Origin of the sequence: Geobacillus sp. CX412, assembly GCF_027942335.1 — a bacterium.
GTDB lineage: Bacteria > Bacillota > Bacilli > Bacillales > Anoxybacillaceae > Parageobacillus_B > Parageobacillus_B toebii.
Map to the genome: position 1 here is coordinate 3262717 of NZ_CP103461.1, position 20036 is coordinate 3282752.

The window sequence follows — 20036 nt, forward strand, 5'->3', positions numbered from 1 at the left end:
ACTGCGAATTTCTTTTTCATTTTTTAACATTTCTCCTCGTAATTTTAGATGATAACTGGCCGGCTTCGTCCCCACTATATCAAAATAAACCTGAAAAAACATCCGTATTTTCCGCAAATTTGATTGCAGAAAATACCTATTTTCCAGAAAATGATGACATATGTTGTAATATGGTGTAAAATTTTACTGTAAATATTTGTTGGAGGGGGATACTAATGAATCAAAATCCATGGTATGTTCTTCAAACACTACTAGAGAGAGATTCCATGGAATAAGAGTGATTTAATAAACAAAAAAGCCACTAAAGCCGTTGAATATAGTTTCGAAAAAGATAATGGATGGCTACTAAAGAAACTTCATCAATTGAAAGCAAATGATCACAACTCTCTATTAATGCAGGAGATTAAGAACTATATACGTAAAACCGGGGCAATCGACTACTGTTTCATTCTCTCCAAAGTTTATATGAATAAAGCATTGGACCAGCTTGCTGCCCATTTTCCTGAAAAACAAGTTCAAGTGAATCGTTTAAAAAGTTATCTAGAAAGCTAGGGATAACATGAACAAAAAAGCTTTTCCTTTTGTCATGCTACTCATTTCTGTCTTCATTATTTGTTATATTTTATTAAAAATGTACAATGAGCACTTTTCTTTTCAGCATTATTTCACGATATTCATTGGAATGACATTTTTGTTCATTGGCATCTATAGCTATGTGCAAAAACCGAACTCGATCGTTGTTCAACATTTTTTAGCGTTAATGTTATTAGCGGGCTGGCTATTGCTTTGTCAACACCTTCTAGCTGGAATATAAAACCGGCAAAAGAATTGGAAGTGATCACCGCTTCGTTTGCTCCTTACGTCCTTATGAAATTTTTTGAGCATTTTCCTTCATCTACAAAACCGACATTTTTTCGCCAAATTCGTATGATCACATTATTTATTGCCATTTTCGCAACTCTCATTTATTTCTTAATAGGCATTAGTCACCATGTCATCGTCAGCACGATCGTTCGCCCATGCATTGTCGCAAACATGGTTCTATCGTTACTATCTTGTATTGTCCTATTTTATTTACACCTTCGATCTAATTCCGATAAAATAAAAAATCAAATGTATCTTTTAATCGCTGGCCTGATTCTATCGTTTGCTCCTGTTGTCATTTTTAGCTTAATTCCAGATGTATTTTTTTCTTTTTCGGGCGTTCCTTTTCATTATAGTCTTAGCAGCATCATTGTCTTTCCTATGACACTGTCATATCTATTAACAAAGCAAGAAGTCGTTGATTTTCGAGAAATCTTTCGAAAAATTAGTTTTCAATTATTAGCAGTGATTTTGAGTTTAGTTGCATTTAACCTATTATTGGCTATGTTTTACAAATTCAACTTAAAGTCAGCTGTCTTAATGAACACCCTGCTCGTATGCACCTTCGTTGTTTATGACCTGATCCACAAAGGGTTGGAACCTTTAAAAATGAAAAAATGGGATCTTAAGAATCAAGAAATACAAAAAGAAAAATTGCTCATCCTTCAGCAATTGCTGAACAGGAAGCATTTGGAATATTGCGCAAAACTCATTGCTGATTTAATACACAAAACGATCGATGTTAGCGGAGTATGTATGATATGGAAAAACGATAACATCCCTATGATTTTGCATAAAACAGGAGTTTTTCTCCATTTTAACGATGCGGAACTACTGACTTGCGTTCATCAGAGCTGCCATCCTGAAAAAATGAATATCAATGGAAAGAACTTCTTTTTCTATCCTATGAATATGGAGGATGTAACGATCGGATGGGTCATCATCGGAGAGAAAACAAACGCGACGGTTTTTGAAAAAGAAGAAATCAAACTCATCGAAAAAATTCGAACCGACGCGACAGAATTATTTTCCAGCTCGAAATCGTTACAGCAAATCGAAAAACAGTTAAAGGAAACAATGAAAGAATCTCAAGATTATAAACAATTTCATTTGCTGCTGCTTAATGAACAAGAAGAGGAAAAAAAGAAGCTATCTGTTTTCCTCCATGATGAGGTGTTGCAAAATTTAATCCTGCTTTTCAATAAACTTGAATTGCTAAGCAAAAATAAAAAAATGGATAACGGAGTTTTCGAAGACATTAAAGAGTCGCTCCGCAACAGTATTTTTGAAATAAGGGAAATGTGCCATGAGTTATATCCGGTTATAGTAGAAGATTTGGGATTGGAGAAAAGTCTCTATTCACTAAAAAGAAAATGTCAAACGAACCATAATGTGATCATTGAGATTGATTATAATACGAATCTGAGAGTCATTCCCGCTTCCCTCTCTATTCAAGTGTTTCGAATGATCAAAGAATTGGTTTGCAACGCTATCAAGCATTCTTCGTCAAAGAAGGTTTTCGTTTCTGTTGTAGAAACGAACAATTTCCTAAACATAAAAGTAAAAGATCATGGTATTGGATTTAAGGTGCCGAATCGTTTATCAGAGTTATCGCAAAACAATCATTTAGGATTGATTACGATTCAAAAACGAGTCAATCAGTTAAAAGGCACACTTGACATACAGTCTGAACCGGGAGCTGGAACTTGCGTTTCGATAACTCTGCCAATAGATGGGGATGGAACAAATGAAAATCAAAGTATTACTAGTGGATGACCATTTATTAGTGATGCTCGGGATTCAACAATTGTTAGAAAATGAAGCTGATTTAGAGGTTGTAAATACGATTTGTCATCCCGCCCGTTTAGAGGAGGAAATCATCAAGCACAACCCTGACGTCATTGTCATGGATATAAGAATGAAAAACGATAACGGAATTGAATGGACGAAGAAAATCGCTGAAACATATCCAACATGTAAAGTCGTTATTTTATCAGGGTATGACTATGACGAATACATTCACGCTGCTTACGAAGCCGGGGCTTATGCGTTTGTGACAAAAGAAAATTCCGCCTTTGAATTGGCCAATGCGATTAGGCAAAGCCATTTAAGAATCAAATCTTTTCCGATTGACCGATTATCCAATTATAATTCTCCTCTCACAAACGTAGAATTAAACATTCTCCAACTCATTTCCGAGGATAGGACAAACGCAGAAATCAGCGAGCTGTTAAACATCAGCAGAAGAACGGTCGAACACCACGTATCTTCGATTTTGCGAAAATTGGATGTCGACTCACGGGTGGGAGCGGTTGTCAAAGCGATGAAACTAGGAATATTGGAATAAAAACAGCCCGATGGAATGTTGTCCATCGGGCGTCCGTTAAATAATTTCTAGAAATACACGATGTAAATAACAAGCGCCAAAACAATACGGTACACCGCAAACGGCACGAGGCGGATTTGGTTAATAAGCTTTAAGAAAAAGCGAATCGAAATGAGTGCGAACACAAACGCGCTAATAAAGCCGGCGATGAAAAACGGCAGAGCGTCGATCGTAAAATACTGCCAGTTTTTCAGCAAAGAGAGCACGCTCGCTCCCATCATAATCGGAACGGCCATAATGAACGTAAAATCGGCTGCCGCCCGGTGGCTCATTCCCACCAATACCCCGCCGGAAATCGTCGAGCCGGATCGGGAAAATCCTGGCCATAAGGACAAACATTGAACAAGACCGACGATAAGCGCCTGCTTATATGTAATTTGGTCCACCGTTTGCGCTTTTGGCGCCTTTTTGGCAAATACATCGGCGGCAATCATCAACAGCGCCCCGAGCACTAATCCGATCAGCACGGTTGCTGTGGAAAATAAGTGCTCGTCAATATAATCTTCAAATAATACCCCTAATACCCCTGCTGGAATGAGTCCAACGATCACTTGCATCAGCTTCAAGCGCGGCTTCCCATCACGATGGCGTCCGCGCAGCCCAAGCAAGTCGATAAATCGGTCTTTAAACACGACAACGACCGCCAAAATCGAGCCGAGCTGAATAACGACCTTAAAGGTATTTGCTGCATATTTTCCTAAAAATTCCTGCGATTTCAGCCACATATCATCGACAATAATCATATGACCCGTTGAGGAAACCGGGGCAAATTCCGTTAATCCTTCGACCATTCCTAAAATAATGGCCTTTATAATCTCTACAATGTCCATCCTCTAGCATTCCTTTCTTTTCGAAATTATGGCTGTCCTTATATAACATATTTCTCCGCTATGCCAAAATATCACGATTCTCTTCTTTTTACATCACTTTTTTGCTTTTACCAATCGATACACACCAAAAAGTCAGCACGCCTTATTTTACTATAAATCTTCAATTTCTACCACCGCCAAAAGAGGTATCTATCTGCCATAAGCCATTTCACCGTTTAAGCTCACGATAATTGACGCAGAAAAAAGGGTGTCCCCTTTCGCTTTTGGAAACACCCTCTGTAATGATTATATAATATCGTCTCCACCGTCGAACCAATCGCCGACATCCAACATGTCTCCTAGGTCATGGTCATCGAGCGCTTCCTCAATGACATCCTCCAGCAACTCCTCCGCTGCCATACCTGCAAGCATTCCTGCCGCAAATCCTCCAATCGCTCCCGCCATTCCATGTCCGTGGTGATGAGATACGTGCCGCGGAGGATAAGAAGCATGTGGAACGTACGATGTACCAGCATAAGAACGTGGCTGCTCGATCATTTCTTCGATAGCTGTGTGCAATTTTTTCGCGGTTTCTTCCACATCCTCTATTTCTTCATCGCTCAAGAAGATTTCTCGTTTTATTTCTCTTTCATGGAAGCCGCCAAATCCGCTCCATACATCCACTTCAAGGAACAATCGAATACCGTTTTCTTCGATGAATGCTGAAAATTCTACTTCTTGAACAGTGCCTTTAAACACTTCCGTTGGGAAAAACGCAAATTCCTGACCATATGCAGTTATTTTCCCAGATGAAGGCTTTTCGCGGAAGCCGAGCTTTTCAAACGCATGAAATAGTTTCTCGAGCGATAGTGGAGGAAGAATACGGATCGCATCTTGGTCAAAAGCATCGACTCCGTCTGCAATATCTAAACGTGTTACAAACGTATAACCCACGCTAGGACGAGTAATTGGCAAATGCAGTGGAAGCACATACGAAAACGGCAATACTTTTCTTTCTCCAGGCCGAATCGTAAATGAAGGGGAAACCGGAATGACAGCAACCGTTCGGCGATATGCTTTTCCATTCGTCTGAACGATAAGCTGTAGTTCCACCTCTAATTTGCGAATGCGTTGTTCTACTGTTCCTCCTTCAATAAAAAACTCCCCTTCCAACTTCTCCCCAAGGCGCACGTGAGGATGATGCAGCACAAGATCGACTTTCGCAGCTCCTACTCCAAGCTTGGACAAAAGCTTTTTCAACATGGCACCGATCTCTCCTTATGGAATAATGTTTATTTCAACAATGGTTACGAACCAACCGGCAAAAAGGATTCAACATAATAAATCCTAAAGGCAAATAGTACCTTTAGGATGTTCTAAAAAATATTTTGACAATCCCAAGAAAGATTAAAATCATCCCAGGGATGACAGTTGCTTTTTTCATTGCCTTTGTCTTGGCAAACATATTTCCGGCTCTGAATCCTAAGCGAATGAAAATGACATTCCATATACATACAAGCAAAGCAAGCATAAACGGCGAATAGCCTAAAAACGAGGCGCTTAATCCCGCTCCAAACGCATCCATCGATAGCGCGAAACCAATAAGCAATGCTTCTTTTATACTAATGCTTCCTGAACGATCTAAATCCGCTAACATTGGGCGTTTCAGCACTTGAATAACGATACCAAACCGTTTTAAATCGAATCGCCATACTTTGATTCTAAGTTGTTTTGGCAATGGTTCGGAATAATCGCATTCATCCTCATCTTTTTTAATAACATTATAAATCGCCCAAATGCCGAGCGCAATTAGCAGACATGAGGCGATCCATCGTTCCGCTTGCACCGGTAAAAACAATAGAAGAAAGCTGCCAACATGCATAGACAGTAGTAACATCACGCTGGACATACACGCAATAATCATAACGGATCGAAGCGGAAATTTAATATTTCTCATTCCATATGTCACACCGACACTGAAACTATCCATACTCACGGCAAAAGCTAACATGAACATCGATATATATTTCCACATAATTCGTTCCTCCTGCGTTACTATATGCAAACAGCAACGCAGAGGAAACCATTTTGTTTCATTCGACACATATCGATTTCCAAGGAAATATTTCCGCTTTTATCGACACATTACTCTTTTAAATGATACGGCAACGTCGCAATGACAATATCTTTTTTCATAATAAAGAAAAAGCGCAAAATAATCGCTGTTTGGTTGTGCAGAAGCGTTTGCCACCATTTTTTTACGATGAATTGCGGCATTAAGATCGTAACCGGTGAATCCCATTAGAAAATACAAGACGATCGCCGCGAGCCGATAAGCTCCTTGGCAAAAATCGATCATTGGCAATAAAGGAATTTTGCTTATTTTATGGCTTGCTGTTTTTTCTTTCTCACTCTTTTGCTTATTTTTCGCTTCTCGCTTAACCAATCATCATTTTTTTAGATAACAAAACGAATCATGTTTGCGATGCAATGTGGCCAGCCTAAGGCGATCGGTCCAACTCTTCCTCGCAAATATTGTAATGTTAAATCACCAGCATTCAATGTATCCAATCCAGCTGTTCGCGGTGCTGCGGCCTGATAAAGTCCGCATAGTTGTACATCAAACATAGAAAAACATACAAGTACGCTCAATTTTTCATTGCTTTATTTTTAATCATAATAAGCAATTCCATTAATAAAATGATTAGAGGGCATGACCATTCCTTTATTTTATAAATTTTACATAAATCATGAAACTATTTGTCTTCCATTTTCGTCTATATAAAATGGAAAGAAAAATGCTTGGTTTTAAAGGGGAGGCTCACCGCAAGAAGCAAAAAATGGGGTGGAAATATGATAAAAACATTCCAATTGACTTTATATAAAATAGATATTATGCTACTTGACGTAGAGACTTTTCAATGTAAAATGGTGACATAACGTTTTTTTGCATGCTGCACGGAACTTTGTGCAGCTGTTGGTCATATATTCATATATTCGTAGTTATTTGCACCAGACGTTGGAATAACGAATAAGGAGGCGAAGAGGACGTGAAGAGGATTGGTGGAAAGCTATTAGAAAAATACCGTTCTCTCCCTAATCATTATATTGTTTTTTTTATTTTTACCGTATTTTTATTTTGGATGAAAACATATGCAGCTTATCAAGCTGAATTTAATTTAGGCATTAGCAATTCCTTGCAGGAATTTCTATTATTCATCAACCCGATTAGTTCGGCGATTTTCTTTCTCGGGTTAGCGTTACTAGCGAAAGGAAAGCGGACATATACTTGGCTTATTATCATTAATTTCATTTTATCGTTTATTTTATACGCCAATATTGTTTATTATCGTTTCTTTAGCGATTTTATTACGTTGCCAACGCTCACGCAAACGAAAAACTTTGGAGATTTGGGCGGAAGCATTTTGGAATTAATCGAATGGTACGATATTTTTTACTTCTTAGATACCATTATTTTAACGGTTATTGTCGCTTCCAAACGTTTTTCGTTGCCGCCAGTTCAAGCCGGACGTTATAAAAAAAGCATTGTGTTCGCTATTGCCGCTCTTATTTTCAGCATAAACCTTGCGTTAGCTGAAGCAGACCGTCCGCAATTGTTAACCAGAACGTTTGACCGCAACTATATCGTGAAGTATTTAGGTGTTTACAACTATTTGATTTATGATGCTGTACAAAGCATGAAATCGTCGACACAGCGTGCTTTTGCGAACAAAAGCGATATCACAACCGTTCTGAACCATGTACAAGCAACATATGCAAAACCAAATCCAAAGTATTTCGGTGTAGCAAAAGGAATGAATGTGATTTACATTCATTTGGAATCATTCCAAAGCTTTTTGATTAACTATAAATTACATGGTGAAGAAGTAACGCCATTTTTGAACTCGCTCGTTCGTGATCCGAATACGTTTTACTTTGATAACTTTTTCCATCAAACAGGTCAAGGGAAAACATCCGATGCTGAGTTTATGCTAGAAAACTCGTTGTTTGGATTGCCGCAAGGAGCCGTGTTTACGACAAAAGGACAAAACACGTACCACGCAGCTCCGGCTATTCTTTCCCAGCAAGGGTATACGACAGCGGTATTCCACGGCAACTATAAAACGTTCTGGAACCGCGATGAAATTTATAAATCGTTTGGTTTCGACCATTTCTTTGACGCAAGCTACTATGACATGAGCGATGAAAATGTGCTTAACTACGGGTTAAAGGATAAACCGTTCTTTAGAGAGTCGATTCCGTTGTTAGAATCATTGAAAGAGCCGTTCTATGTAAAATTTATCACGTTATCGAACCACTTCCCTTATCCAATCAGCGAAGAAGAGGCAACAATTGAACCAGCTGAAACGGGAGATGGCTCGGTAGACCGTTATTTCCAAACGGCTCGCTATTTGGATGAGGCATTAAAAGAGTTCTTTGATTATCTCAAAAAATCTGGTTTGTACGACCGTTCCGTCATCATTTTATATGGTGACCATTATGGAATTTCCGAAAATCATAACAAAGCAATGTCACAAGTGTTAGGAAAAGAAATTACACCATTTGAACATGCACAATTGCAGCGAGTGCCTTTATTTATCCGTGTTCCGGGCGTCAAAGGCGGAATTATGCACCAATACGGCGGACAAATTGATTTATTGCCAACGGTTCTTCACCTATTAGGAATCGATACGAAAAACTATGTTCATTTCGGTACAGACTTGTTGTCACCGGAACATCAGGAAATCGTACCATTCCGTAATGGTAACTTTGTCACTCCGACAGTGACAGCAGTAAATGGAAAATATTATGATTCGAAAACGGGCGAACCAATTAAAGAAACACCGGAAATTAAACAGCTTGAGCAAATCGCCCGTACAAAACTCGATCTTTCGGACAAAGTCGTATACGGAGATTTACTGCGGTTCTACACACCAAAAGGATTCAAACCGGTCGATCCTACAAAATACGATTATAATAATCGTGAAGATAAAGAAAAGGGAAGTAAATAACAGCTTCCCTTTTCTTTTTTATTTTTTTAATAACTCAATCGCCCTTTTCGCATTGACATATCCCGCGCCATATATATTTGGGTCACGATCTTTCCATAAGACTGCGCCTTCTTTTAGCGCGCTTTTTATCTCATCTGGCGTTGCATTCGGTTTATATTCGAGCATTAAAGCAACAATGCCAGCGCAGATTGGCGTCGCCATCGATGTTCCTGACATGCTCGTATAGTATTGCCCAATGCGATTTTGCTTTTGATATTTATCGAATGTTGATTTTGGCGCACGTAAAGAAATAATGTTTACTCCTGGAACGACAATATCTGGTTTCCTAACTCCATAATAAGTCGGCCCACGGCTAGAAAATTCCGCAATTTCATCATCTTCTCTTGTCTCTGCTGTATCGCGGTCATCTAGCGCTCCAACTGTAATAATTTTATCGCTAATTCCAGGGCTTGAAATCGTTTTATATTCCGGCCCCTCATTTCCAGCTGCAGCACAGACGACTATGCCCTGTCCCATGCCTCTTCCACTACTTGAACAAGCGGATCGTCATTTTCCGCTGGAAACGGCTGTGATTCCCCACCCAATGACAATGAAATAACATCGATCTTTCTATCTTTATTCGTTTCATTATATTGGATGCACCATTCAATCCCGCGAATAATCGTATCAAGCGTGCCAGCGCCTGTTTTGTCCAACACTTTTACTCCAACCACATTTGCCTCATACGCCGGTCCCGCATACAATCCGGAAGAAACCGAACCATTCCCTGCTGCGTCCCCCGCGCAATGGGTGCCATGTCCATTATCATCATATGGAGCTGTACGCCCATTGACGAAATCGACAAACTCGACAATCCGTCCTTCTAAATCAGGATGCGGATAAATCCCTGTGTCGACAATCGCAATTGTCACTCCTTTTCCGCTTAACGTTGTTCCGTTCACCGCCACATGTTTCGCATTCGCTGATGGAACAGCGTTATTTAATAGCGCGCTTACTTTTCGGTTTAAGTATACTTTTTTCACATCAGACCGCTGTAAAATTTGTTCTAACACTTGCGGAGTCACTTCGGCACTGCACGAAGAGATATAGCGGAATTGATGGTGGATTTTCATGCGGAAGTGTTGTTTTTCAATTTCCTGGAGAGCAAAAATACTATTCTTTTCATGAAAATGAATGATAACCGGAATTTTTTTTGCCTTTTTCATCCATCTTTCTAGCTGCTTATGAATCATACAAGGAGTATACATAAAAGGCTTATACATACTTACCATAAAATGGCGCAAAGGACGGTCTAATTTATGTGTATAATTACGCGCTAGTTGAACGATAGAATACCCAAACATTCGATCTCCCCCTCTTGTGAAACCTTGATATACTCTATGAAAAAGGAGGAGCTTGGCAACGGCTTGTATCTTGCGACAAACCAATCAAAAAAGCCTATCACACTTAATAAAGTGCGATAGGCTTGCTATACGAATTTATCTTTTCACTCGTTCCAACTCGATTTTATTAGCCTTTCCTAAATAGTACTCAACTTGTTTCAATACATTTTCTTTTTTCTCATAGGCACCGATTTGCTTTCCATCAACAATGACACGAATTAAATCGTTCGAATCCGACTTTTTCGTTAAATGAAAAGCTTTCTCTAACCCATTCACATGTCCTCTTGCGATCTTTTGAAGAAACGCAGGGTCTTTCAACTTTTCCGCATCTTCTTTTCGATCGACAAATCCGTTTTCCGTAAGTATCGCTGGCATGATCGTTTCCCTTAGCACATAAAAGTTTGCTTTCTTTTTCCCACGATCGCGGAATCCTGTCGCTCGTATCACTTCTTCGTGAATGATATCGCGAATCCGCGCTGTTGTTGAGTGATCCGAAAGTCCTTCATAAATGTAATCCTCATACCCCGTTCCTCCGCCAGCATTCACATGAATCGATACGTAAACATCGGCGTCCCAGCGGTTCGCTTTAGCCGCCCGCTCGCTTAACGGCACGGCTATATCGCTTGTTCGACTTAATTGCACAGATACGCTTTCATATTCGTTTTGCAATATACGCCGCATCTCCAATGCAATGGACAACGTAATATCTTTCTCTTGCAGTCCGTTTCCAAGTGCGCCTGTATCTTTTCCGCCATGTCCCGGATCAATAAAAATTTTCAGCATATGCTCCTCCTTATCAATTCATCCTAGAACCTCAAGCATAATGTATAGAAATGGAAGATGTAACGGAATTAACATTGAAATAAGTAAGAAAAGCGGTTGCACCTTTATCTCTATGATCTTCCTTTATGATGGCGAATGTGATACAGTGCATTCGCGACCAATGCAGCAGGGCGATTCAAATGTTTCCTTGTATATGGAAGTGTAGCTGCTCTTTCTCAAACGATATGTTTACATACATTTGCTCTTGTGAAAACTTCAATTTTTTTGTCCGCTCTTTTGCTCCATATAAATATTGAATCAGAACCATCATAAGGAAATACAACAGTGCAATAATGCCGAAAAACCCTCAATGACGATGTCATTCTCATTTTCTCTTTTATTATATTACGAACGGTATTTCCAAAAGTTTCATTCGTTGTTTAATCGATTTTACCGCACTAATGAGTCAAGAACGTGCAAGCAGGGCGACTGGGGGCTTTCGATTGCGAAAGAATTCGTATTGACCCTCGATGACACGATCGGCATAGAAAGCTCCTCAGGGCAAGGGACGACCTTTATTGTCAAGCCGCCTTACTAACTATATCCTATCCTTCTTTGATATAATCGAAAGGGAAACAAACCTAAAGGGAGGAATACACATGAGCCGTGCACAGCAATTCGTGCAACACTTTTTATCCCATCGCAATGTCACGGTGGAGTTAATTAATAAAATCGAGGAAAAGCATTATGACTACAAACCGACACCAACGTCGATGTCGGCAAAAGATTTAGCCACTCATATTCTTTTTAGCTTTTATAAATTCGCCAACACCGCAAAACAAGGGGATCCAGCGTTATTTACACAAAAAATCGAGGAAGCGGAGACCAATTTGCAAAAGCTTGCTGAAACATATACAGAAAAAACGAAGCAATTGCTCGAATCCCTTACCGATGAAGATTTCGAGCGCGTTTTAGATCTCACAAACGTATTTGGCGCAAAAATCCCAACAGCGCAATTTTTGCAAATGGCGATGGACCACGAAATCCATCATAAGGGCCAGCTTTTCGTATACGTCCGCGAAATGGGGCATACCGACTTGCCATTGTTTGTCAAACGAGGATAATGAAAAAAACAACCAGGCGTCTCTCTCCAAAGACCGTCTGGTTGTTTTTTCATACGCTTACCTATTCGATTTTGCAGTTGCCGTCCATGCATTGGCCCCCGCCGTCCGATGCCAGCGGCTGCAATGGAGAGTTTGCGTTTTCCTCTTCCCATACTTTTTCAAGCGCCTGCATAAACACTTCGGTCGGCTGTGCGCCGGAAATCGCGTATTTGCGGTTCAGCACAAAGAATGGCACACCGCGGACGCCGAAACGAGCCGCTTCCGCTTCGTCTTTTCTCACCTCATCAGTATAGCGGTCGCTTTCAAGAACTTGTTTTACTTTATCGCGATCCAGCCCTGCTTCGCCTGCCAACTCGATAAGCACGTCATAGTCGCTAATTAGTTTCGAATCGGTAAAATACGCTTGAAACAGCCGCTCTACCATTTCCCGAAGTTTTCCTTGTTCTTCGGCATATTTGGCAAGACGGTGGGCGTCAAACGTATTCGTCGGCTTCATCGTGTCAAAGCGGAACGTCAGCCCGACGGACTCTGCCTGTCTGCCAATATCGGCATTGACCCTTTTCGCCTCTTCAACTGAAATACCATATTTTTGCGCAATGATTTCGTGAATCGTCATATCATAATGTTTTTTTGCGTTGGGGTCCAGCTCAAAACTGCGGAATATGACTTCGACTTGGTCTTTATGCGGAAACTGCTCAAGCGCTTTTTCCAACCGGCGTTTCCCAATATAGCAAAATGGGCAGACAAAATCAGACCAAACTTCTATTTTCATCGTATATGCACCTCGGTTTAGGCTCTCCGTTGCATAAACAACAAGAAAGCAAAATTTCATGTTTCCACTTTATTGTAGCGAATCGCCATGCCGGTATTCAAATAAATGAACTTGGCATGCATAAAGGAAATGCCGCTCACAACTATTTTGTAATGCGAAACTTCTTATTAAGCAACCATGTCATAGCTAATACAAACAAGCCGAAAAGGATCCGAACCATTCCTCCCGCTTCGATACGGTAACCAAACTCAGGGACAAGCCTTTCCATTAGAATAAACATACCGAAGACAATGAAAAAAACAAACCATACAACCAAGAATGTCTTTACCTTATTGTTAAATGTGTTCGAATCATCACGAAAAGTAGATTTTCTAATCCATAGTACGATGATAGCAACCACTAACAAAATAACAGCACATTCAATCACAAAAAGGACAAACTCTTTTCCAAGATAGACGGTATCATCCACATCTGTAAACAGCTCTGCTACTAGTTCCACTGCACCTGTCGCCAAGGTAATGAGAGCGAATAATTGGATCATTAAGTAGCCAATAAAAGCATATATATTTCTCCTTTTTTCCTTTGGCAGCTGACCAATCAACTCATCGCAATACGCTTTCGGATCTTTGCCGAATACATCTTCCGCACTTTTGCCATGTTTCTGTGCCTCCAATAAATGATCTAACAATTCCATCAACAATTCCTCGCTTTGCTGTTCCGATAGCAACAAATGGGAACGGATATAAACGAGCATATCTTCATAGTAGTTTCGATTATGTTCATTTAATTGTTTACGCTTTTCATTATTAAGCACTGCCAAATCTTTCGCATTCATGTTACCTCTCCCCCTCGTAAAATCGCCTCTACCGGCGTCCGAATACTCTCCCACTCGGTGATGAAGTCTTGCAGCGCTTTCTCCCCTTTTTCTGTCAGATGATAATATTTCCTCTTCGGACCTGAAGGGGAGTCACGCATTTCTCCCTTAATCAATCCCGCTTTTTGCAGCCGAAGCAAAAGCGGATAAATGGAGCCTTCACTCACGTCATTGAGGCCAAATTGCTGCAGCTTTACTGACAATTCATAGCCGTACACGGATTCTTGTTTAATAATGGCCAAAATGCATCCTTCCAGCACCCCTTTTAACAACTGGCTTCTTAGCGACATGTTTTCCAGCTCCTTATATACCTTGTAATGCAAGATAGTCAGCAAAAGAAAATGTATCTTGCAATGCAAGATACCTACATGTTTATTATATATCCACTTCCATCTGAATTTCAACCAAAATATTCCTTACATTTCAGTGTTGATTTTAGACCACAGACAAAAATAGATCTTGTTCAACGAAACCCCCGTTAGCCAACTATGCCACATTTCATAGCACCACAGATGATGGAAGTTAATTCATTCTTCCATACCGCGTCACATCATCAGTAAATAAATGATCGTTGAACAAGATAATCAATCACATTTTTTATCAAGACCTAAAATCTAAAAATCTCTAAAAAATAAAGGTAAGCACATATTAGTCATGTTGAATATGTTTGCTTACCTTTTATTTCATCTATTTTTTATCGGCATTTTTTCTTATGATAATGAACAGCTATAATAAAAAACAGAGTATATGTAATAATCGAATAAATAGTAGAAAGCATACCATTTACATCGGTTAAGGCCAATAAAGAAGGAAGATTTCCATATACACTATTTTCATATGTCAAAAAGATACAAAAAACATATTGTTTGCAGCATGAGCACCAATCGTGAATTCAGCACTATTGGTTCGAATAGTGATGTATGAAAGTATGAACCCAGTGAAAACATAATCTAACCCTGCCCAAAGTGCGCTATCTGACATCTCAGGATTACCAAAATGTAATGCTCCAAAGATAAATCCTACTATGATGGATAATAAAATTGGTTGTTTGACTAGTTTCCCTATCCATTGCAATAAAAATCCTCTGAAAAATAACTCTTCCGAAGTAGTTTGAATAGGGACAAGAAAAATAACGAATATGACTATTTTTTCCTAATTCAGGAAGAACAAAATTTGGCTTCATATACTAACTCCTTCTAATATTATGTATGCTCTTATATTGAACATAGTATCCTCTAATCATTCTAGTTTTAATTTTTAAAAGGGCTTATTTAAAAAAATGAATGTCTGTTTGGATTTTTTTGCTGACGTTCTAATGATCGGACAAGCACATATTTTTGCAGGCCTCTTGCGGAAGAAATAGCGAGATAGCCAAGCCGTTCCGCCTCTTTTTTGTCACCTTGGTGAAAAGCCTTTTCTGCCTCCAACACATAACGGAGCACTCGATTTGCCACGTTGTTCTTTGCTTGTGCAAACTGCTTCTCTTTCCCTTGCATGAGAGCGACGAGCGCCTGGTTATAATAACGGACGGTATCGTTCTTGATTTCATTCGCTATGTCAGCGGCTTCTTCCAGCTGATTTTTCTCTATTTGAATATTCACCAGTGCCGATTTTCGCGCTTCTTCATACTTTCCCGTCAGTTGTTCGGCATATCGCTCCGCCTTCTCAAGATCCCCGTTTGCCAGCGCCAGCATCAAAGCGTAATAAGGCTGCTTCTTTCGCTTCTTGAGATATGCTTCGACGAGCTGGATATTCTTTGTCCAAAAAAGAACATACGCATGATAACCAACAATGACAACGACCAGCGCAATTACGATTCCAACGGCGGCCCAATCTGGGATCTGCACTCCCGCCATCCCGAGCATCCATCCTATTGCGGCTCCTACTATGCACCAAATAATAATTGTTCTCATTTCCAAACTCCTTTGCTATGTTTTCAACATTCAAAGAGATTTTGATAACTATCAACATAGGAATCTCAGGTTATGGATAATTAGTGTAGATTGTTTATTAATTAGAATTGCACGTCTTATTTCGAATAAAGTTCCAAGTGAAGGGTAATCCTTTCATGGAAGAACAAATTAACTTCCATCATCTGTGGTGAAACTCGCTTCATGTACATCAAAAGCTCCCTTCATTTGGTTACTTCGATTATAAAAAAACAACCTTATGGAGCGTCCAAATCCATTAGGGGTTAATGAGGAAACAACTCCGTAAAAAAATTAACTCCATTTTTATATCCTTTTATTACGATTTAATACTTGGAAATAAGTTATTATAGCTATTACAGTACACAAAGATCCACTCACTAACCAAATATAAAAAAAGATTTTTCCACCTATTGAAGTAGAATCAATAAAAAAATAACTAAGTAGGAATAAGCCTCCTCCTAAAATTAATAGAAAATAAGCAAATCTTTTATGCTGCAGTTTTAAGAAATAGTACCCAATAAGAATTAATAAGTATAAACTGCTTATTGCCATGATACTTGGAAAAATAGGACGGAATTTAGCCGCGTATACAAAGTAGTCAAGTTGTGAAATATGGCTTTCACTATGTACTTGACCGTATAGCATTTGGGAAAATGGTGTTGAATGCTTCCATTCCCAAGGATTATCTAATATTGCACTACCTTCATACCAAGCAGCTAGAGTAGAAAATAAAAGTAAAATAGTGACTAATCCAAATTGAATAATAATCCTCAAAACAATAATCCCTCCCCCTAAAACGTAATCTTATAATTTCTTCTATGTCTTGGACTGTTGCTTTACGAATTTCAAATTGCAAATTCATTATAAACCCTCCCTTCATTCATTATGTACACATAAAAAACTTCTCTAAAGACAATTCTCCCTACAAACTTGATATCCTTCTTCAAGAAAACTGCCTATTTACAGATGCTTTTTTTATGCTCACACCCTAAGAGCCCAATAATAAAAGCTAAGCGACAATTTGCTTAGCTTTTTATATTTATAGAAGATCGTTCTATTTTATGCCTTTCTTTAGGTTTAGCCACGGTTGCTAAGTAAACACCAATCGTAACCAACAATGCTCCTAATGATTCATGAAGAAAGATATATCCGAGGATTCCGCTCCATATAGGCATCGAGTAAATCAGTATTGAAGATTTGCTCACATTTACGAACATCATTCCGTAATTGATTAATAGAAACATGGCGGTTGTTTGTAACAAACCCATTATAAAAAGAATAATCCATTCTTTACCTTTTGGTCTAGAGGCCTTTAAAAAAGATAAAACGACTATCATCGCTATTGAAGCTAGTAAAAAGCGTAAAGCAGCAAATGTAAAGGGTCCCATGTAACTTAATCCAATCTTCGTTAGAACCCATCCATAACTCCATAACAAAATAATAGTTACTAATAAAAAGATGTATAAATACTTGCTTGACATCTCTTTCATTTCCCACTCCCACCAAATAAATACAAAAATATCTTTAATTAACATATCATAATAATTGCCATGTTTTTTGATTCATCACAAAAAACATCCATGAGTATATTTTTCTCCTCACCCAAGCATGAAAATAACAACCTAGATTCAGCGTTATTTTCACAGAAAAGAAAATCTTCAGAGCCTAAAACACACTAACCTCCAGGTCATAATGACAAGGGGGTTAAAATGAACAAGGGGTATTTCATCTGAAAGGCTAGAAATAGGTGCTTATCTCACCATCGCGCTCGATTACGGCAAGACTCACTTAAGCAACTGCCTTAATTCCTCTGTCATTTGCCCGACCAACTCGGGTCTTCCGTGAAACTGAGCCGGGGTATTCTGAAAAAGCTCGATCCGCCAGCCCTCTTCGCTCTTGACTGCGACAAGTGTATGATGTGCGTTGAATTTTGGATCGATGTCCGAGTGTCCAGGTGACACCATTCCTGCTATAGCGCGTAAAATAGCAATTTCGGAACCAAGAAAACGCACATCTTTCACTTTACTCACATATGGGGGAGTAGGATGACTTTCAAAGATCGGTTGAAGATGAGAAAAGATCTCTTCCCGTCCAATCGCCTGGCTCCCATCAAAACCGATGAGCTCGCCCTTCTCTGTAAACTGCTCGGCCATTGCAACGGCATTTCGGTTATTCCATCCATCTAACAGCTTTTGATAGAGTGCGATGACTTCATTGGATGCAGAAGATGTCACAATAATTCCTCCTTGAAAAGTTTAACTAAGATACCATTCATTTTTTAACTCACATTTCGCACCCTTCCAACGAAAATCGGGAGGATTTTTTTGCATCGATGTGGAATGAATCCTTGACACACAAGGAATGCAAAGGAGTTTGTCCACCATGGATGTTCAAATTTGTGAGATTTATGACAGTTCCTATTTGAATATAATAAGTGCCCTTTTCCAAGATCTTGACCTTCCCCAGCTCATCGATCGGCTGGTTCCGGTGGATCCCCAATGCCAAACCCGAACCAGCGATGCGGTCAAGCTGATCCTTCTGGATATCTTGAGCGGACGACAAGCACTCGTCCATTTGGAGCGATGGGCGCATGAGATCGATTTGTCGAAGCTGATCCGGCCGGGGCTGAAGCCTTCTTGGTTCAATGATGATGCGTTGGCTCGTCATCTCGACCGCCTGTATGAGGCGGATATTCACAAGGTGATCAGCACTTGCTTGATTCACATTTATCGGAAAGAAGGCCTTCCTCTCCAGGCCTTCCACGCCGATACGACGGACAAGACCGTTTACGGCGCGTATGAATCGGTCTCGTCAGAGGCCCTGCGGATCACGCATGGCTACAACCGGCATCATCGCTGGCAAAAACAGATCGGTTTCGGGCTGATCGGCAACGAGGATGGCATCCCGTTTTACGGCGATGTGCACGACGGCAACCTGCCGGACAAAACGTGGAATCCAGAGGTGCTGTCCCGTGTCCACGAACAGCTCAAACAAGCCAAGATTGAAGACGAATGGATTTACGTGGCCGATTCCGCCGCCATGACGAAAGACACTCTGGCGCAGACGAAAGCCGCCAACGCCTTTTTGATCACGAGAGGCCCATCGTCGCTCCGAATCGTCAAAGCTGCTCTGGCGGAAGCGGATGTCCAACCCGATCCAGCGTGGAGCGACTCCTTTTCGTTGGCCGAGAAAAACGGCGCGGCGTACCGGGTATGGGAAACGGCCTCGACGTATGAAGGCCACCCCGTTCGGCTGATCGTCGTCGAATCGAGCGCACTCGACCAGCGCAAAGGAAAAACGCTCGAAAAAGAGCGGGTCAAAGAAGCGGAGCTTCTCCGCGAGGAACAAGCCCGTTGGGAGCGTCACCCCTTCTCCTGCCGCGAAGACGCCGAACAAGCCTTGGCGTCCCTCAAGGCGTCCCTTCGCCCCCGGTTTCATCGGGTCAAGGCCGCGGTCGAAGAGATCGTGCGCCCGAAAAAACGGCGCGGCCGGCCGAAAAAAGAGGTGGAACCCGAGGTGGAGACGCTGTATCTTTTGCGCCTGGACGTCGAATTCCACCAACAGGCATGGGAACAGGCAAGACGGAAAGCGTCCCGGTTTGTCCTCGTCACGACCGTTCCGAAGGAATGGAAAGGCCGAACGATGGATGCTCGAGAAATCTTGAAGTTGTATAAAGGGCAAATCTCGGTGGAAATGAACTTCTCCTTTCTCAAAGATCCGTTTTTCACCGACGAGATTTACGTCAAAAAGCCAGAACGGGTGGCGGTGTTGGGCTATTTATTTCTCTTGGCCTTGGCGATTTACCGCGTCTTTCAGCGCCGGGTGCGTCAGTTCATCACACCAGAACGCCCGTTAAAGGGCGCCGGAGGCCGCAAGCTGACCCGACCGACCGGGCAAGCGATTTTTCAGCTGTTTCAATATGTGAACGTCGTCCTCCTCAAGCTGCCGGATGGACGCATCCAACGCGCGCTAGGAAAACCGCTCACCTACGAGCAGCGAAGGATTCTGCAAGGATTGGGAATGGATGAGAGCATTTACGTGTAACGTCATATGGAACGACTAGCGATGGTAAAAAAAGGATTGCCATCGCTTGTCGTGTTGGTCAAAAAGTTATTCTGAA

The 20036-nt window shown here is 40.7% G+C and carries 20 protein-coding genes and 3 pseudogenes; 7 read left to right on the forward strand and 16 right to left on the reverse strand.

All coding sequences use genetic code 11. The features are described from left to right. Positions 1–559: 559 nt before the first annotated feature. Genes NXM86_RS16975 through NXM86_RS16985 form a run of 3 tightly spaced genes read left to right on the forward strand, consistent with a single transcriptional unit; the run spans position 560 to position 3211 of the window. Complete coding sequence (locus NXM86_RS16975; RefSeq protein WP_498958363.1) at positions 560–814, forward strand: hypothetical protein; 255 nt, start codon at positions 560–562, stop codon at positions 812–814. Further along, positions 787–2640, forward strand: coding sequence for a sensor histidine kinase (locus NXM86_RS16980; protein ID WP_498958364.1), 1854 nt, complete (start codon positions 787–789; stop codon positions 2638–2640). Before NXM86_RS16975 ends, NXM86_RS16980 begins: the two co-directional genes overlap by 28 nt. After that, positions 2612–3211: a response regulator gene (locus NXM86_RS16985; RefSeq protein WP_498958365.1), complete on the forward strand. Its 600-nt coding sequence runs from the start codon at positions 2612–2614 to the stop codon at positions 3209–3211. The genes NXM86_RS16980 and NXM86_RS16985 overlap by 29 nt, the downstream gene beginning before the upstream one ends. Before the next feature lie 47 nt (positions 3212–3258). Here NXM86_RS16985 and NXM86_RS16990 read toward each other — a convergent pair whose 3' ends face one another. The 5 genes and pseudogenes from NXM86_RS16990 to NXM86_RS17010 all read right to left on the reverse strand — a co-directional run bounded on the left by NXM86_RS16990 (position 3259) and on the right by NXM86_RS17010 (position 6711). Then, complete coding sequence (locus tag NXM86_RS16990) at positions 3259–4080, reverse strand: undecaprenyl-diphosphate phosphatase (protein WP_205424238.1); 822 nt, start codon at positions 4078–4080, stop codon at positions 3259–3261. A gap of 285 nt (positions 4081–4365) precedes the next feature. Next, positions 4366–5322 (reverse strand): sporulation protein, encoded by a 957-nt coding sequence (locus tag NXM86_RS16995; protein ID WP_097353925.1) that lies wholly within the window; start codon positions 5320–5322, stop codon positions 4366–4368. Positions 5323–5425: 103 nt separating this feature from the next. Beyond that, a complete protein-coding gene (gene ytaF / locus NXM86_RS17000) occupies positions 5426–6094 on the reverse strand; it encodes a sporulation membrane protein YtaF (RefSeq protein ID WP_062756436.1) in 669 nt (222 codons plus the stop codon). 110 nt (positions 6095–6204) lie between these two features. Further along, positions 6205–6354: pseudogene (locus tag NXM86_RS17005) on the reverse strand (hypothetical protein); the annotation flags it as partial. Positions 6355–6516: 162 nt separating this feature from the next. After that, positions 6517–6711: a hypothetical protein gene (locus NXM86_RS17010; protein WP_156779777.1), complete on the reverse strand. Its 195-nt coding sequence runs from the start codon at positions 6709–6711 to the stop codon at positions 6517–6519. Between the two features lie 407 nt (positions 6712–7118). Here NXM86_RS17010 and ltaS point away from each other — a divergent pair, with 407 nt between their 5' ends. Continuing rightward, positions 7119–9071, forward strand: coding sequence for a lipoteichoic acid synthase (gene ltaS, locus NXM86_RS17015; RefSeq protein WP_498959059.1), 1953 nt, complete (start codon positions 7119–7121; stop codon positions 9069–9071). Positions 9072–9089: 18 nt separating this feature from the next. Here the strand turns inward: ltaS and NXM86_RS17020 are convergent. The 3 genes and pseudogenes from NXM86_RS17020 to NXM86_RS17030 all read right to left on the reverse strand — a co-directional run bounded on the left by NXM86_RS17020 (position 9090) and on the right by NXM86_RS17030 (position 11546). Beyond that, positions 9090–10414, reverse strand: a pseudogene (locus tag NXM86_RS17020) (S8 family peptidase). A gap of 135 nt (positions 10415–10549) precedes the next feature. After that, positions 10550–11236 (reverse strand): N-acetylmuramoyl-L-alanine amidase family protein, encoded by a 687-nt coding sequence (locus NXM86_RS17025; RefSeq protein WP_498958366.1) that lies wholly within the window; start codon positions 11234–11236, stop codon positions 10550–10552. Positions 11237–11346: 110 nt separating this feature from the next. Beyond that, positions 11347–11546 (reverse strand): annotated as a pseudogene (locus NXM86_RS17030) (DUF3949 domain-containing protein). Between the two features lie 45 nt (positions 11547–11591). On the opposite strand from NXM86_RS17030, the gene NXM86_RS17035 reads away from it, so the two are divergent. Both NXM86_RS17035 and NXM86_RS17040 read left to right on the forward strand, forming a co-directional pair. Further along, the gene (locus NXM86_RS17035) at positions 11592–11813 is read left to right on the forward strand and encodes an ATP-binding protein (protein ID WP_498959060.1); all 222 of its coding nucleotides are present in this window, start codon (positions 11592–11594) and stop codon (positions 11811–11813) included. A gap of 61 nt (positions 11814–11874) precedes the next feature. Further along, positions 11875–12339: a DinB family protein gene (locus NXM86_RS17040; protein WP_062679282.1), complete on the forward strand. Its 465-nt coding sequence runs from the start codon at positions 11875–11877 to the stop codon at positions 12337–12339. Between the two features lie 61 nt (positions 12340–12400). Here the strand turns inward: NXM86_RS17040 and NXM86_RS17045 are convergent, their stop codons facing one another. From NXM86_RS17045 to NXM86_RS17080, 8 genes are all read right to left on the reverse strand, one after another. After that, entirely contained in the window at positions 12401–13111 is a 711-nt protein-coding gene (locus NXM86_RS17045; protein WP_498958367.1) for a DsbA family oxidoreductase, read from the reverse strand. A gap of 142 nt (positions 13112–13253) precedes the next feature. After that, a complete protein-coding gene (locus NXM86_RS17050) occupies positions 13254–13946 on the reverse strand; it encodes a DUF1129 family protein (protein ID WP_498958368.1) in 693 nt (230 codons plus the stop codon). Then, positions 13943–14275 (reverse strand): PadR family transcriptional regulator, encoded by a 333-nt coding sequence (locus tag NXM86_RS17055; protein ID WP_012748933.1) that lies wholly within the window; start codon positions 14273–14275, stop codon positions 13943–13945. Before NXM86_RS17055 ends, NXM86_RS17050 begins: the two co-directional genes overlap by 4 nt. A 550-nt stretch (positions 14276–14825) precedes the next feature. Then, entirely contained in the window at positions 14826–15131 is a 306-nt protein-coding gene (locus NXM86_RS17060; protein WP_171699402.1) for a CPBP family glutamic-type intramembrane protease, read from the reverse strand. A 125-nt stretch (positions 15132–15256) separates the two neighbouring features. Beyond that, positions 15257–15898 (reverse strand): tetratricopeptide repeat protein, encoded by a 642-nt coding sequence (locus NXM86_RS17065; protein ID WP_498958370.1) that lies wholly within the window; start codon positions 15896–15898, stop codon positions 15257–15259. A gap of 321 nt (positions 15899–16219) precedes the next feature. Next, positions 16220–16690 (reverse strand): YjdJ family protein, encoded by a 471-nt coding sequence (locus NXM86_RS17070; RefSeq protein WP_081189351.1) that lies wholly within the window; start codon positions 16688–16690, stop codon positions 16220–16222. A 251-nt stretch (positions 16691–16941) separates the two neighbouring features. Beyond that, positions 16942–17406, reverse strand: coding sequence for a DMT family transporter (locus NXM86_RS17075; RefSeq protein ID WP_375217077.1), 465 nt, complete (start codon positions 17404–17406; stop codon positions 16942–16944). A 294-nt stretch (positions 17407–17700) separates the two neighbouring features. Next, entirely contained in the window at positions 17701–18150 is a 450-nt protein-coding gene (locus NXM86_RS17080) for an SgcJ/EcaC family oxidoreductase (RefSeq protein ID WP_498958371.1), read from the reverse strand. Positions 18151–18298: 148 nt separating this feature from the next. On the opposite strand from NXM86_RS17080, the gene NXM86_RS17085 reads away from it, so the two are divergent. Further along, the gene (locus tag NXM86_RS17085; protein WP_498958372.1) at positions 18299–19960 is read left to right on the forward strand and encodes an IS1634 family transposase; all 1662 of its coding nucleotides are present in this window, start codon (positions 18299–18301) and stop codon (positions 19958–19960) included. Positions 19961–20036 lie beyond the last annotated feature (76 nt).

Bases quoted from the DNA above. Each gene is read 5' to 3' on its own strand.
- NXM86_RS16975 (WP_498958363.1), top strand. From the start codon at position 560: ATGAACAAAAAAGCTTTTCCTTTTGTCATGCTACTCATTTCTGTCTTC.
- NXM86_RS16985 (WP_498958365.1), top strand. From the start codon at position 2,612: ATGAAAATCAAAGTATTACTAGTGGATGACCATTTATTAGTGATGCTC.
- NXM86_RS16990 (WP_205424238.1), bottom strand. From the start codon at position 4,080: ATGGACATTGTAGAGATTATAAAGGCCATTATTTTAGGAATGGTCGAA.
- NXM86_RS16995 (WP_097353925.1), bottom strand. From the start codon at position 5,322: ATGTTGAAAAAGCTTTTGTCCAAGCTTGGAGTAGGAGCTGCGAAAGTC.
- ytaF (WP_062756436.1), bottom strand. From the start codon at position 6,094: ATGTGGAAATATATATCGATGTTCATGTTAGCTTTTGCCGTGAGTATG.
- NXM86_RS17025 (WP_498958366.1), bottom strand. From the start codon at position 11,236: ATGCTGAAAATTTTTATTGATCCGGGACATGGCGGAAAAGATACAGGC.
- NXM86_RS17035 (WP_498959060.1), top strand. From the start codon at position 11,592: ATGTCATTCTCATTTTCTCTTTTATTATATTACGAACGGTATTTCCAA.
- NXM86_RS17040 (WP_062679282.1), top strand. From the start codon at position 11,875: ATGAGCCGTGCACAGCAATTCGTGCAACACTTTTTATCCCATCGCAAT.
- NXM86_RS17045 (WP_498958367.1), bottom strand. From the start codon at position 13,111: ATGAAAATAGAAGTTTGGTCTGATTTTGTCTGCCCATTTTGCTATATT.
- NXM86_RS17050 (WP_498958368.1), bottom strand. From the start codon at position 13,946: ATGAATGCGAAAGATTTGGCAGTGCTTAATAATGAAAAGCGTAAACAA.
- NXM86_RS17055 (WP_012748933.1), bottom strand. From the start codon at position 14,275: ATGTCGCTAAGAAGCCAGTTGTTAAAAGGGGTGCTGGAAGGATGCATT.
- NXM86_RS17065 (WP_498958370.1), bottom strand. From the start codon at position 15,898: ATGAGAACAATTATTATTTGGTGCATAGTAGGAGCCGCAATAGGATGG.
- NXM86_RS17075 (WP_375217077.1), bottom strand. From the start codon at position 17,406: ATGAAAGAGATGTCAAGCAAGTATTTATACATCTTTTTATTAGTAACT.
- NXM86_RS17085 (WP_498958372.1), top strand. From the start codon at position 18,299: ATGGATGTTCAAATTTGTGAGATTTATGACAGTTCCTATTTGAATATA.